Origin of the sequence: Rhodobacter capsulatus, from assembly GCF_005144475.1 — a bacterium.
GTDB lineage: Bacteria > Pseudomonadota > Alphaproteobacteria > Rhodobacterales > Rhodobacteraceae > Rhodobacter > Rhodobacter capsulatus_C.
In genome coordinates this window covers 46,782-60,267 of sequence record NZ_SWJZ01000016.1, presented here as the reverse complement: position 1 = coordinate 60,267, position 13,486 = coordinate 46,782, and the positions used below count along the sequence as shown (strand labels likewise).

Sequence of the window (13,486 nt, the reverse complement as noted above, 5' to 3'; positions counted from 1 at the left end):
GTCGCGGTTCCCCCGCACCCGCGGAGATAGACCCTGTCCGAAAGCACCGCAAAGGTATCCTGAGCAGGTTCCCCCGCACCCGCGGGGATAGACCCATCGGCAATATCGTGGCCGAGGTGCCGATGGCGGTTCCCCCGCACCCGCGGGGATAGACCCTTGTCCGAACGCATGTATTTGTTTGCCAGCGCGGTTCCCCCGCACCCGCGGGGATAGACCCCGATCCGGCCCGTATTCCTGCAATGGGGCTACGGTTCCCCCGCACCCGCGGGGATAGACCCCGCAGGATCTCGCGTCAGAGGCATCGCAAGGCGGTTCCCCCGCACCCGCGGGGATAGACCCCGCGCGAGGTGCTGCTGGCGTGCCAGGAACGGGGTTCCCCCGCACCCGCGGGGATAGACCCTCCCCCGGCCGCGCCACCAGCCGCGACGGCGGGGTTCCCCCGCACCCGCGGGGATAGACCCAAGGCGGTGAAGGAAGTGTTCAATGGTTGACGGGTTCCCCCGCACCCGCGGGGATAGACCCGAGGACAGGCTGACGCAGATCCTGTTTTACTCGGTTCCCCCGCACCCGCGGGGATAGACCCGACGCAGGGGACACCGTCGCCGTCACCCTGTCGGTTCCCCCGCACCCGCGGGGATAGACCCAGAACGGGCTGTCGGCGTCGGCCCACCATTGAGGTTCCCCCGCACCCGCGGGGATAGACCCATTGCCGATGAGCTGGGATTTACCCGGGGGACGGTTCCCCCGCACCCGCGGGGATAGACCCCGCCGTGCCCGCCACGAGATGATCGTCGGGGCGGTTCCCCCGCACCCGCGGGGATAGACCCATTCTCCCGTGGCCCTACTACACAGCCTCAATGGTTCCCCCGCACCCGCGGGGATAGACCCATCACAAAAGCGGAATCGGGATTCATCCGGTCGGTTCCCCCGCACCCGCGGGGATAGACCCGTCAGCCCCCCGCTTGCGTTCCGCCACGCTGTGGTTCCCCCGCACCCGCGGGGATAGACCCGCCCAGAAGATGGACGAGCTGACGCGCGTCATGGTTCCCCCGCACCCGCGGGGATAGACCCCACCAGGGGCGGCGCGTAACCGCCCCGCAGCAGGTTCCCCCGCACCCGCGGGGATAGACCCTCGGAATTGCGATAGCCGCGCGCATAGGTCGAGGTTCCCCCGCACCCGCGGGGATAGACCTGATGCCGATGACGACACGCTTTCCCCCGATTTGGTTCCCCCGCACCCGCGGGGATAGACCCCCCGAGCTGTATCCTGCGGCCACGGCGCGGGCGGTTCCCCCGCACCCGCGGGGATAGACCTCATCTCCGGGCTTTCGCTTTCTTCGTGCACCAGGTTCCCCCGCACCCGCGGGGATAGACCCATGTCACAGGCGAATTGCGCGCCTGCGGAAGGGTTCCCCCGCTCACGCCAATCCGCGCAGGATGTCCGCCGTGACAGGCAGTCTCTTCAGGCTGGCCGCGGGATCTGCACCAGCACGCCCGCACGGTAAAGCGCCACAACAGGGATCGGCGCGGCGATCAGGAAATTCAGATAATTGAGCGCCTGCGCGCTGACCCCCAGCGGCGGAAGCGGTTTGACACGCTCATCGCCAAAGGCCGGGGTAAGGAACGCCACCATCGCCGCGCCCCGGTTCTGCCGCCATTTCCAGACCTGACGATCGGAAAGCCCGGGCACGGGGTCGAATTTCAGAGCCTGAAGAATGTCGCCGCGGGTTTCCTCGACCCGATCGCCCAGAGCGACAGAAAGCCGTTCGAAACGGACAAAGTCGATGTCCCCGGTCTGCGCCCGCGCGTCGATATCGAAACGCCCCCCCAACTCGCCCTGATAGAGCGCGTAGGCGGCCGTGCCGACCAGAGTGCCCCCGAGCCGGAACACCCCGGCGCGGGCGAACGCCAGAAGCAACGAGCCGGTGCGCGGTCCGTTGCGGTGAACGCCTCGGCGCCAGGACGCGGGAAAGCCGCGCCATCGTCTTGCGACGCTCCTTTGCGGCCTTCAACCTTGCGGCCTGTTCCAGCCGGGCGCGCAACTCCGGCGTCCCCTCGCCCAGATCGCGGCTCTTCATCTCGGTCCCGATGCGGAATTTGTCCCAGAGATAGGTGCGGCCATTGCGAAGGCGCTCCTCGACCGAACCGATCAGGTCGGAGGCGGTCTCGTCGAGATGCAGCCGCCGCAGATCCTGACAGGCCACTTGCGCGGCACGGGAATGGGAGGGGATGCTCATCAGGGCCGCTCGGGGTGTGCCGCAAATATGACATCGCTGCACATCGGCGCATGTGTGCAGCAAAGTATTTTTTGTTGCACGGCGCGATCTTCGGGAAAGCGCCCTTCGCATCAAGGGGCCAACGACCGCGCAATCGCAGCAGTCCTCTGATCTCGGGCCTGTCGCCGGGAGGCGGACAAACACCCGGCAGCGGTGCCTGCCGCGCGCTTGCTTGACAGAAAGGCCGTGGCGAAGTTGCATGGGGGGGAGCATCCGTGGTTGCACATATGCTGATGCGGTCTTTGCGGCACTCCCTCAAGGCACTGGTTCAAAAGAGAAATCAGACCATTTGTTTTGGTTTGTGGGCATCCGGGTACCCCAGCCAGTCCACCGAATTCGTGCAGCATCGCAGACCGCTGGCCCGCCCCTCTGCAGGCAGTTTGCGCGTGGGCTGCACAAAGCCCGAGGGCCTTTTTGGGAACCCGAAACGGCCCGGACTTCGGTCCCGACGTCGAGACGAGGCCCTCGGGGGCGGACAAAGGGCCCCGCGCCAGGCAAGGTGGCACCCACCGTCGGCGTCCGGGCAAGCGGCAAGCCTGCGCCGCGGGTGGATTTGGTCATACCCGCCGGATCACGACGATGTTTGTCGCCTCCGACGATTTGCGCAGGCCTTGGCCGGACACCCTTCCCGGGCACGCGAAGCGCGGGAAGAATGACCCTGCCCGCGGGCCCCGGCAGAGCGGATGTCTCCCTTCTGCACCGCGACCGGGTAAAATCCCCATTCCGGTGGCGCAGCGTTGCATGACCGTCATGAAAGCTTCACTGGACGGATTTTTTTATTCCAGTATTCAGGAATAATGGAAACGATGGGCCCCACCCCCGACGCCGCCTCTGCCTTCGCCTGTCTCGGCCATCCCGGCCGGTTGGCCGTGTTCCGGCTCTTGATGCGCTTTGCCCCGCAAGGCGTGCGGCCGACGGAAATCGCAACCGCCTTGGCGCTGAAGCCAAACACGCTCTCGCACCATCTGGCGGATCTGACCGGCTGCGGGCTGGTGCAGATGCGCCGCGACGGGCGCTCGCTGTTTTACGCCGTCGACCTTCGCAAAACCGAATCGCTGATCGGCTATCTCGCCCTCGATCTGGGCCGCGCCCGCCCCGACCTGATGCCGAAAGCCCTCATGCCAAAGGAAAAACCCATGCAGGACGCCATGTTCAACGTGCTCTTCCTCTGCTCGGGAAACTCTGCCCGCTCGATCCTTGCCGAGGCGCTTCTGCGCGATCTGGGCAAGGGGCGGTTCGCGGCCCATTCCGCCGGCACAAGGCCCGGGACCACGATCAACCCCGTCACGCGGGAGGTTCTGGCCCGCAACGACCATGACCTCACCGGCCTGCGCGCCAAGCACCTGTCCGAATTCCAAGGCCCTGCGGCGCCGCCGATGGATTTCGTCTTCACCGTCTGCGACACCGCCGCCGCCGAGGAGTGCCCGCCCTGGCCCGGCCAGCCGATCACCGGCCATTGGGGCCTGCCCGACCCGGTGAAGGCCACGGGCACCGAGGCGGAAAAGGCGCTGATCTTCGCGCAGACCTACGGCGCGTTGCGCCGCCGCATCGCCGCCTTTGTCGCACTGCCCTTCGACACGCTCGACCGCCTTGCCCTGCAGACCCGCGTCGATGCGATCGGCGCCGCGCCCGAAAAGGAATGACCATGCCCAAAATCGCGATCAACGGCCTTGGCCGGATGGGAAAACTGGTGCTGCGGCGGCTGGTCGATCTGGGCCACGGGGCGGAGATCGTGCTTTTGAACGACGCCGTGGGTGACGCCGAGACCCACGCGCTGCTGCTGGAATTCGACACGGTGCATGGCCGCTGGCCGACCCCCGTTGCCGCCACCGATGCCGGGCTGGAGATCGCGGGGCAGCGCATCCCCCTGACGCGCGAAAAGACGCTCGAAGCCCTGCCCTTGGCCGAGAGGAGCGTCGATCTGGTGCTGGACTGCACCGGCCATTTCAAGACCGCGGCCAGGCTGCAGCCCTATTTCGACGCGGGGGTGCGCAAGGTCGTCGTCAGTGCCCCGATCAAGGACGCAGCCGCGCTGAACCTCGTCCATGGTGTCAATCACGCGCTTTATGATGGCAGCCAACGGCTGATCACGGCGGCGTCTTGCACCACGAACTGCCTTGCCCCGGTGGTGAAGGTGATCCACGAAGCCCTCGGGATCAAACACGGATCCATCACCACGCTGCATGACGTGACGAACACGCAAACCATCGTGGACCGCCCCGCGAAAGATCTGCGCCGGGCCCGGTCCGCACTGATGAACCTCATCCCCACCAGCACCGGCTCGGCCACGGCGATCACGCTGATCTATCCCGAACTGACGGGGCGGCTCAACGGCCATGCCGTCCGGGTGCCGCTGCTGAACGCCTCGCTGACCGATTGCGTCTTCGAGCTCGAGCGCCCGACGACGGTGGAGGAGGTGAACAGCCTGTTCAAAACCGCCGCCGAAGGGCCGTTCAAGGGCATTCTCGGCTTCGAGACCCGGCCGCTCGTGTCTTCGGATTTCACCAATGACCCGCGGTCCGCGATCATCGACGGTCCTTCGACGATGGTGGTGAACGGCACGCAGCTGAAGCTTTACGCCTGGTATGACAACGAATGGGGCTATGTCTGCCGGATGGCCGATATCACCCGGATGGTGGCCGCAAGCCTCTGATCTGCTTTCACCTTGGTCAAAATATCCTCGGGGGTCCGGGGGCAGACAGCCCCCGGCGGCCCGGGCAGGAACCCGCCATGTCCGACACTCCGATCCGCGCTTACGCCGCCGTCACCGCCGCCTATTGGGCCTTCATGCTTTCCGATGGCGCGCTGCGCATGCTGGTGCTCTTGCAGTTCAACGGGCTGGGGTTCAGCCCGGTCGCGCTGGCCTGGCTGTTTCTGCTTTATGAAATCGCGGGGATCGGCACCAACCTCGGCGCCGGGTGGCTGGCGGCGCGGTTTGGTCTGGCGGCCACGCTTTACGCCGGGTTGGGGCTGCAGGTGGCGGCGCTGATCGCGCTTTCGCAGCTGGACCCGGGCTGGTCGATCCCGGTTTCGGTCGCCTTCGTGATGACGGTGCAGGGGCTGTCCGGCGTGGCCAAGGATCTGGCCAAGATGTCGTCGAAATCGGCGGTCAAGCTGCTGGCGCCCGGCGGCGAGGCAGGGCTCTTTCGCTGGGTCGCGGCGCTGACCGGGTCAAAGAACGCGGTCAAGGGGCTGGGCTTCTTCCTCGGCGCGGCGCTCTTGGGCGTTGTGGGGTTCACACCGGCGATCTGGGGCATGGCAGGGCTCTTGGCGGCGATCCTGATCGCGGTGGTGCTGTTCCTGCCCGCAGGCCTGCCCGGAAAGATGAAATCCGAGGAGTCTTGGGGCGGCTGGCGATCCCAAGACCCGCGGGTGAACCGGCTCTCCTTGGCGCGGATGTTCCTGTTCGGCGCCCGCGATGTCTGGTTCGTCGTCGGCTTGCCCGTGTATTTCCAGGCGGTTCTGTCGGATGGCACGGCCGAGGGGCGGCGCGAGGCGTTCTTTCTGACCGGCGGTTTCATGGCGCTCTGGATCATCGCCTATGGCGCGGTGCAGGCCTTTGCGCCGCGGCTTTTGGGCGCGAAATCCCAGCCCGAGGCCGCGATCACGGCAAAGGCGATCGCCTGGGCGGGCTATCTCGTGCCGATCCCCTTCGCGCTGGCGGCGGCCGTGCAGATCGCCCCCGCGCCCGCGCCTTGGCTGACCGCCACGATCCTTTTGGGGCTTCTCGCCTTCGGCTTCGTCTTCGCGATCAACTCCTCGGTGCATTCCTATCTGATCCTTGCCTTTGGCGACGCCAGACGGATCACCCGCGACGTGGGCTTTTACTACATGGCCAATGCGGCCGGGCGGCTGGTTGGCACGCTCTTGTCGGGCCTCAGCTACCAGATCGGCGGGCTGCCGCTTTGCCTTGCCACCGCGGGCGCGATGGCGGCGGCAAGCTGGATCGCCGCGCGCAGGCTGGCGCGGGACTGAGGCGCGGAAACAGGCGGGGCTGGTGGTGGACCGCCGCGACGCGCAATGGGTCCGTTATCGGCGGAACCCCGAGATGGCGCCCGAAATCCGCGCCGTGCTGACCGCCGTTCTGGCGGCCGCCGCCGCCCCCCGCAGGAGCGCCGCATGAACGATCCAACCGTCTCGACCGCCCCCCCGGCGTGGGCATGGCATCTTGGGCTTGCCGTTGCGCTTGGGCTTTGGGGTCTGGTCTGCCGCAGGCGCGCGGCGCCCGTCCGACGGCGTCGCAAAAGCTGTTGGGCGAAAGGGCGCTTCCGGTCGATGATGGCGGCAGAACCGGACCCGTTCGCCGGTGCGGGCGAGAGGGTCCCGGCTTGCTCATGTGACCCCTCTGACCGCCCGGGGTCACGATGTGGCTCCGGCAGGGTCAAAGCTGCGCACCGCCGCCGATGGGACCGGGCGCTTCGGGCAGACCCGCGTTGCACATAGGTGCAAGATGTCATCGGCCCGTCACGGAATCGGCCTAGGGATCCGGCAATGGACAAGGATCCCGCGATGCCGATACGCTCTTCTTTCCTTCAGATGCCGGAACGACTGGGGCCGTCCCTTTATCGGGCAAGAACAGCGTTTCAGGACGCCACCCTGGTTCTGGCCCTCGTGCTGCTGGGGCTGTTCCTTTATCTGATCGCCGCGCCCGTGGCGTCGCTGCTGGCGGATCTGGTGGTCGCGCAGATCGGCGACGAGGCGCGCACGCATGTGCAACCTGGCAGCCTCACCAGCTATTATCTTGAGCGCGTTCTGGCCTCGCGCATGTCGCAGCTGCTGTTCTGGCGGCCGCTGCTGAACACGCTGATCGTGGCGCTGTCGGCCACCGCGCTGGCGCTCGCGCTCGGCACGCTGCTGGGCTGGCTTCTGGCGCGCACCGACCTGCCGGGGCGGCGCTGGTTTTCGACCGCGCTGATCGTGCCCTGCATGTTGCCCGCCTCGACCTTCGCGCTGGCCTGGCTGACGCTGTTCAAGAACCGCACCGTCGGCGGCCAGCCCGGCTGGGCCGAGGCGCTGGGCCATGCGCCGCCCAACTGGGTGTCTTACGGGCTCTTTCCGACCGTGCTGATCCTCGCGCTGCATTACACGCCCTATGCGATCCTGCTGACCGGCACCGCGCTGCGCCGCATCGATGGCCAGTTGGAGGAAGCCGCGCGGATGCTGGGCGCCCCGCGCGGCCAGATCCTGCGCAAGATCCTGCTGCCGCTGTTGCGTCCGGCGCTTCTGTCGGCGGCGTTGCTGATCTTTGCCGATGGCGTGGGCGAGTTTTCGGTGGCCTATATCCTTGGCCTGCCGGTGCGGTTCGAGACGCTCTCGACCTCGCTTTACCGCGCCATCGGCACGCAGCAAGATGGCGTCGCGGCGGTGCTGGCGGGGGTGATCCTGCTGATCGGCGTGGCGACGCTGGGCCTGGACGCCTGGATGATGCGGGAAAGCCGCCGCTTCGTCACCATCGGCGGCAAGGGCATGACCGAGCGGCTGCAAGCGCTGGGCCGCTGGCGCTGGCCCGCCTTCACGCTGGCGGCGCTGACCTTTGTTCTGGGCGTGGCGGTGCCGCTTTCGGCGCTGGCGCTCTCGACGGTGATGAAGCTGCCCGGCCGGTTCACCGCAGAGAACTTCACCTTCGATTACTGGATCGGCACCGATCTGCACACGGTCGCCCTGCGCTCGGGCATCCTGCTCGCGCCCGAGTTCTGGCAGGCTTTCGGCAATTCGGTCCGCATCGTCGGCGCGGCGGCGTTGACGGCGGGGGTGCTGGGCATGCTGGTGGGCTATGCGGTGGTGCGCAGCCCGGTGCGCTGGGTCGCCACGGCGCTGCGTCAGATCACCTTCCTGCCCTATCTGGTGCCCGGCATCGCCTTTGCCGCCGCCTTCATGGCGCTGTTTGCGGTTCAACGCGGCCCGATCCCGGCGCTTTACGGCACGCCGGTCATCCTGTTCCTAGCCATGGTCGCCGATCAGATGCCCTTCGCCGCCCGCACCGGCATTGCCGCGATGACGCAGCTGGGCGCCGAGGCCGAGGAGGCCGGGCGGATGATCGGCGCGGGCTGGCTGGCCCGGATGCGCGCCATCGTGCTGCCGATCCAGCGCGGCCCGCTGATCAGCGCGGTGCTGATGCCCTTCATCTCGGGGATCAAGAACGTCTCGCTGTTCATCATTCTTGCGGTTCCGGCAACCGATGTGCTGACCACCTGGGCGCTTCGGCTCGTCGATTACAATTACGAACAGGCCGCCAATGCGGTGGTGCTGATGATCGCGCTGGTCTCCTGGGGCGGCACGATGGCGATCAACCGGCTGACCCGCACGGGACTGGCCGACGGGCTGGGAGCGTGACTGATGCCGCAGATCGAGCTGACAAACCTGAGCAAGAGTTACGGCCGCGATCCCGCGGTGCGCGCGGTCTCCTTGACCGTGGCGAAGGGCGATTTCATGTGCCTGCTGGGGCCTTCGGGCTGCGGCAAGACCACGATCCTGCGGATGATCGCGGGGCTGGAACAGGTCTCGGGCGGGGAAATCGCCATCGGCGGGCAGCTGGTCGACAGCCTGCGCCGCGGCATCTTCGTCCCGCCCGAGCGGCGCGGTCTGGGGCTGGTGTTCCAGTCCTATGCGCTGTGGCCGCACATGACGGTTGCGCGCAACATCGATTTCGGGCTGCGGCTGCGCAATGTTCCCGCGGCCGAGCGGCAGGCGCGGCTGGGCGCGGTGATGGAAAAGCTCTGCATCTCGGCCCTGGCGGACCGGCTGCCCAGCCAGCTTTCGGGCGGGCAACAACAGCGCGTGGCGCTGGCGCGGGCGCTGGTGGTCGATCCGGGGGTGCTGCTGCTCGACGAACCTTTGTCGAACCTTGATGCCGGGTTGCGGCTGACGATGCGGGCGGAACTGGCGCGGCTGCACCGCGAGTTCGGCACCACCATCGTCTTCGTCACCCATGACCAGTGGGAGGCGATGACGCTGGCCACCCGCATCGCGGTGATGCGCCGCGGCGCGGTGCAGCAGGTGGGCAGCCCCGATCAGATCTATGGCCAGCCTGCCACCCGTTTCGTCGCGGAATTCATCGGCAACCCGCCGATCAACATGATCGCGACCGGAACGCCGCTCGCCGAGACGCTGGCGCGGACCGGGGCGCTTGGCCCGCTCGCCCGGCTGTTGCCGCAGGCCGCCGCGCTTGGCCTGCGCCCCGAGGGGATCGCGCTCGACACAAGGCCCGGCCCGGGCAGCCTGCCGCTTGATCTGGGCGCGGTGCTGCCCACCGGCGGCGGCTGGCTTTTGGAACTTCTGCACCGCGCCCCGGCCGAAACCACGGTCCTGACCGCGATCACCCACCGCCCGCCGCCCTGGGCCCCCGGCACCGCGCTGCAGGCGCGGCTCAGCCCCGAGGCGCTGCATCTGTTCGACGCGACCGGGCAGCGGATCACCTTGACCGACCCCGGGCGCCGGACGGCGCCGCAGCCCCCCCTTTCCCTTCCCGCAACCTCCTGAGAGGATCCGAGATGAAACACCTGTCCCTGCTTGCCCTTGCGCTCTGTCTGCCCGCCCTGCCGGGTCTGGCCGAGCCCTTCGACGAAGCCGCGCTGCTCTCTGCCGCCCGCAGCGAACCGCCGCTGGTGATCTACGATTCCACCGGCAAGATCACCGAACAGGCCGAGGCCTTCGCCGCGAAATACGGCCTCAAGGCCAATGGCACGAAATCCAAGGTGACGCAGACGATCAAGATCGTCACCGCGGAACAGGAGGCAGGCAATGTGCAGGCCGGGGTCGTGGTGATCTCGGACGTGCCCGCGGCGCAGGCGCAGCTGATCGGGCCGGGCTTTGTCAAAACCTGGTTCCCCGATGATCTGGCCGATCTGGTTCCCGCCGAGATGCAGGCGCCGCTGGTGCTCAATGTCTCGGCCGATGTGGTGAGCTACAACACCGCGCTGCACCAGACCTGCCCGATCACCAACCTGTGGCAGCTGACCCGGCCCGCCTGGAAGGGCCATGTGGCGATGCAGGACCCCTTGGGCAAGCCCGCCTATACCGACTGGTTCAACCAGCTCGAGGAGCATCACGACGCGGCGATGGCCGCGGCCTATGCGGCCGAGTTCGGCACGCCGATTGACCCGTCGAAGGGCACGGCCACCGCGCAATGGGTGGCGGCTTTGGCGCGCAACCAGCCGCTTTTGACCGACAGCGACAGCGACGCGGCGCAGGCCGTGGGCGCCCCTGACAGCCGCGAGACTTTCGTCGGCCTGATCTCGACCGGCAAATATCGCGAAAACGAGAATGGCGCGAAACTGGGCCTCTGCGCCGGGGTGCAGCCCTTTGCGGGCTTCATGGGGGCGAAGACGGTTTTCATGGTGAAAAACACGCCCAGCCCGAACGCCGCGAAGCTGTTCATCCATTTCATCATGACCGCCGAGGGCGCTGCGCCGCAAACGCAGGACGGCAAGCAATCCTCGAACCGCGCCATCGCGATGCCCGCCGACGAACCCTCGGGCGTGGCGGCGCATTTTGCCGAAATGACGCCCTATGAACCGGCCACGGCGCAAAGCGACTGGACCCGGCGGCAGGACTGGCAGGATCTCTGGGCGGTCGCCCGCGCCGAATGATCCCTTCCCCTTGACGGCGGCGGCGTCACGCCCGCCGCCCCTTTTCCCGGAGTTCCGATGACCTCTCTTCTTGCGGCGCCCCCCGCCGCCCCAACGCCAACCGCCCCCGCGCTGGACGCCCGCTTCGCCGCGCTGCGCGAGATCGCCGCCCGCGCCGGGGCCGCCGCGGCAGCGGCCTTTCGCAGCCGTCCGCGCGGCACCTTCACGCTGAAAGGGCCGCAGGATTATCTGACCGAGGCCGATGCCGCGGTCGAAGCCCTGATCCGGCACGAGATCGCCACCCGGTTTCCCGGCGATGCGATCCTCGGCGAAGAGGGCGGCGGCGCGGTGGGCGCCGTCACCTGGGTCATCGACCCGATCGACGGCACCGCCAATTTCGCCCGCGGCGTCGCGCATTTCTGCGTCTCGATCGCGGTGGCGCTGGAGGGCCGGGCCGAGATGGCGGCGATCGTGCAGCCGATCTCGGGCGAGACCTGGCTGGCCCGGCGCGGCCGCGGGGCGACGTTGAACGGCCGCCCGCTTGCGGTGCGCAAGGGCGCGCAGCCCGAACAGGCGATCTTGGAACTGGGCTGGTCGGGGCGGCTGGCGACGTCGGGCTATCTGCGCGCGCTGGCCTGCCTGCTTTCCGCGGGGGTCAGCGTGCGGCGGGCAGGATCGGGGGCGCTCGCGCTCGCACATGTGGCCGATGGCCGCTCGGACGGCTATGGGGAACCGCTGATGCACAGCTGGGATTGCCTGGCGGGGCTTCTCCTCGTCTCCGAGGCCGGGGGGCAGGTCGGCCCCTGGCCCGCGGGTCTTGCCGATCTGGCCGCGCCGGGGAGGGTGCTGGCCGCCGCCTCCCCCGCCATCGAAACCCTTCTGGATCAAGCCCTTGCGGAGAGCGCCGATGAACGTCACCCCTGAGCTTTGCCCCGAGATGATCGAGGACAAGTCGCTGCGCCGCCCGCTCACGCTGATCGAGCGGAACCTTTCGGGCCTCGGCATCGACCTTTACATCGGCGACAAGCGCGCCGCCTCGGACCCGGCGCTGCTGGCGGAACACGGGATCACCACCGTGCTGAACTGCGCGGTGAACCTTGACATCAACCTGGTCACCGAGCCCAGCCCCGAGGCCGCAGCCCTGCCCTGGGGCACCGGATTCGTGCGCTATTACAAGCTGGGCATCGTCGACGGGCCGGGCAATCCGGTGCCGATGATGCTGGCGGGCTATTACCAGCTCTGCGGGCTTCTGGCGCAGAAGATGCCCGAGAAACCTTCCTATCCGCGGCGCGAACACGGCAATCTGCTGGTCAATTGCCGCGCCGGTCGGTCGCGGTCCGTGACGCTGGTCGCGCTTTACCTGCATCTGCAAGAGCCCGCGCGGTTTCCCACGCTCGAGGCCGCCATCGCCCATATCTGCGCGCTGCGCGGCATCCCCGACGCGCTGCGTTACAAGACGCCCAAGCCCGTGCTGATTGACGCCGCGCTCTGGGCGGCGAAAATGGCGCGGATGATCGAACCGCATCTGCCAGGACCCGCCCCCGCATGACCAGACAGCCCATCGCCCCCGGTTCCCGCCCGCCCTCGGCGGCCGAAGTGGCGCGGCTGGCGGGGGTGTCGCGGTCTGCCGTGTCGCGCACCTTCACCGACGGCGCCAGCGTCTCGCGCGAGACCCGCGACCGGGTTCTGGCCGCGGCCGAGGCGCTGAACTATCACGTCAACCATCTGGCGCGGGGCATTTCGAAACCCGAAAGCCGCCCCGTCTGCCTGATCGGGGCAACGCTTGCAGCGCCGTTTCATGCGGCGCTTTTCGACCGGCTGACGCAGGCCTTGCAGGCGGCGGGGCGGATGGTGATGGTGGTCAACACCGGCAGCGATCCCGCCGACGGGCGCGGCGCGGAGCAGGCACTGGAACAGGCGCTGGGGTATCGGGCGGCGGCGACGGTGGTGCTGTCGGGCACGCCGCCCGCCGATCTGGTGCGCCGCTGCGTGGCGGCGGGGCAGCGGATGATCCTCTTGAACCGCGCCGAAACCCTGCCCGGCGTCTGTCACCTGCAGACCGAGGACGCCCCCGCGATGCGCGATTGCGTGGCGATGCTGCAGCGCGCGGGCGTGCGGCGGGCGGCGCTGGTGACTTCGGCCAGCGGCACCGCAGGGCTGGTGCGCCGGACCGGGCATTTCCTGGCGGAAGCGGCGGCGGCGGGGCTGTCGGTGCGGCTCTGGCAGGAGGGGCCGACCAGCTACGAGACCGGCCAACGCGCCGGACGCGAGTTGTTGGGCGGCGCCGACCGGCCCGAGGGGATCTTTTGCGCCAATGATCTGCTGGCCTTCGGCCTGCTTGATGTAGCGCGGGTCGAGTTCCGGTTGCAGATCCCGCGCGATCTGAACGTGATCGGCTTCGATGATGTGCCGCAGGCGGGCTGGGGCGCCTATGATCTGACGACCTTCGCTCAGCCCTTCGAGGCCCTGGCCGAGCGGATCGTGGCGATCATCGCCTCCGAGGAGCCGCCCCCCGCCCGCCCCGAGACGCTGCCGCCGAAGCTGCGCTGGCGTTCCAGCGTGCGGCCCGGCACGGGCGGGACCTGAGGCACGTCCCCTGCCCGTGCTGTTTCTTTGGCCCAAAGCTGGCCCGGGATCACGGCT

The 13,486-nt window shown here is 68.3% G+C and carries 11 protein-coding genes and 1 CRISPR repeat array (1 of these 12 running past the window's edge); of the genes, 10 read left to right on the top strand and 1 reads right to left on the bottom strand.

The annotated features are described in order from the left end of the window. A CRISPR array of direct repeats spans positions 1-1,376; the repeat unit is 29 nt; unit sequence GGTTCCCCCGCACCCGCGGGGATAGACCC (it extends 361 nt beyond the left edge of the window). A gap of 86 nt (positions 1,377-1,462) precedes the next feature. Continuing rightward, positions 1,463-1,918: a GSU2403 family nucleotidyltransferase fold protein gene (locus FBT96_RS21205; protein WP_249306329.1), complete on the bottom strand. Its 456-nt coding sequence runs from the start codon at positions 1,916-1,918 to the stop codon at positions 1,463-1,465. A 1,155-nt stretch (positions 1,919-3,073) separates the two neighbouring features. Between FBT96_RS21205 and FBT96_RS05500 the strand changes: the two genes are divergently transcribed. From FBT96_RS05500 to FBT96_RS05455, 10 genes are all read left to right on the top strand, one after another. Beyond that, positions 3,074-3,919 carry a metalloregulator ArsR/SmtB family transcription factor gene (locus FBT96_RS05500; protein ID WP_136905327.1) on the top strand — a complete coding sequence of 282 codons (846 nt, stop codon included), beginning with the start codon at positions 3,074-3,076 and terminating at the stop codon, positions 3,917-3,919. A 2-nt stretch (positions 3,920-3,921) separates the two neighbouring features. Next, positions 3,922-4,929, top strand: a complete 1,008-nt coding sequence (locus FBT96_RS05495) for an ArsJ-associated glyceraldehyde-3-phosphate dehydrogenase (protein ID WP_136905350.1) — start codon at positions 3,922-3,924, stop codon at positions 4,927-4,929. Positions 4,930-5,006: 77 nt separating this feature from the next. Continuing rightward, the gene (gene arsJ / locus FBT96_RS05490) at positions 5,007-6,251 is read left to right on the top strand and encodes an organoarsenical effux MFS transporter ArsJ (protein WP_136905326.1); all 1,245 of its coding nucleotides are present in this window, start codon (positions 5,007-5,009) and stop codon (positions 6,249-6,251) included. A 25-nt stretch (positions 6,252-6,276) separates the two neighbouring features. Then, positions 6,277-6,399: a hypothetical protein gene (locus tag FBT96_RS21420; protein WP_283234917.1), complete on the top strand. Its 123-nt coding sequence runs from the start codon at positions 6,277-6,279 to the stop codon at positions 6,397-6,399. Positions 6,400-6,812: 413 nt separating this feature from the next. Then, entirely contained in the window at positions 6,813-8,609 is a 1,797-nt protein-coding gene (locus FBT96_RS05480; protein ID WP_136905349.1) for an ABC transporter permease, read from the top strand. Positions 8,610-8,612: 3 nt separating this feature from the next. Continuing rightward, positions 8,613-9,755: an ABC transporter ATP-binding protein gene (locus FBT96_RS05475; RefSeq protein WP_136905325.1), complete on the top strand. Its 1,143-nt coding sequence runs from the start codon at positions 8,613-8,615 to the stop codon at positions 9,753-9,755. 11 nt (positions 9,756-9,766) lie between these two features. Next, entirely contained in the window at positions 9,767-10,864 is a 1,098-nt protein-coding gene (locus FBT96_RS05470) for an ABC transporter substrate-binding protein (RefSeq protein ID WP_136905324.1), read from the top strand. 57 nt (positions 10,865-10,921) lie between these two features. After that, the gene (locus FBT96_RS05465) at positions 10,922-11,767 is read left to right on the top strand and encodes an inositol monophosphatase family protein (protein ID WP_136905323.1); all 846 of its coding nucleotides are present in this window, start codon (positions 10,922-10,924) and stop codon (positions 11,765-11,767) included. Continuing rightward, positions 11,751-12,392: a dual specificity protein phosphatase family protein gene (locus FBT96_RS05460; protein WP_249306327.1), complete on the top strand. Its 642-nt coding sequence runs from the start codon at positions 11,751-11,753 to the stop codon at positions 12,390-12,392. Before FBT96_RS05465 ends, FBT96_RS05460 begins: the two co-directional genes overlap by 17 nt. Further along, positions 12,389-13,429, top strand: coding sequence for a LacI family DNA-binding transcriptional regulator (locus tag FBT96_RS05455; RefSeq protein ID WP_136905322.1), 1,041 nt, complete (start codon positions 12,389-12,391; stop codon positions 13,427-13,429). The genes FBT96_RS05460 and FBT96_RS05455 overlap by 4 nt, the downstream gene beginning before the upstream one ends. Positions 13,430-13,486 lie beyond the last annotated feature (57 nt).

Excerpts from the sequence above, each read along its gene's own strand:
- FBT96_RS05500 (WP_136905327.1), top strand. The coding sequence starts at position 3,074 with ATGGAAACGATGGGCCCCACCCCCGACGCCGCCTCTGCCTTCGCCTGT.
- FBT96_RS05495 (WP_136905350.1), top strand. The coding sequence starts at position 3,922 with ATGCCCAAAATCGCGATCAACGGCCTTGGCCGGATGGGAAAACTGGTG.
- arsJ (WP_136905326.1), top strand. The coding sequence starts at position 5,007 with ATGTCCGACACTCCGATCCGCGCTTACGCCGCCGTCACCGCCGCCTAT.
- FBT96_RS05480 (WP_136905349.1), top strand. The coding sequence starts at position 6,813 with ATGCCGGAACGACTGGGGCCGTCCCTTTATCGGGCAAGAACAGCGTTT.
- FBT96_RS05475 (WP_136905325.1), top strand. The coding sequence starts at position 8,613 with ATGCCGCAGATCGAGCTGACAAACCTGAGCAAGAGTTACGGCCGCGAT.
- FBT96_RS05470 (WP_136905324.1), top strand. The coding sequence starts at position 9,767 with ATGAAACACCTGTCCCTGCTTGCCCTTGCGCTCTGTCTGCCCGCCCTG.
- FBT96_RS05465 (WP_136905323.1), top strand. The coding sequence starts at position 10,922 with ATGACCTCTCTTCTTGCGGCGCCCCCCGCCGCCCCAACGCCAACCGCC.
- FBT96_RS05460 (WP_249306327.1), top strand. The coding sequence starts at position 11,751 with ATGAACGTCACCCCTGAGCTTTGCCCCGAGATGATCGAGGACAAGTCG.
- FBT96_RS05455 (WP_136905322.1), top strand. The coding sequence starts at position 12,389 with ATGACCAGACAGCCCATCGCCCCCGGTTCCCGCCCGCCCTCGGCGGCC.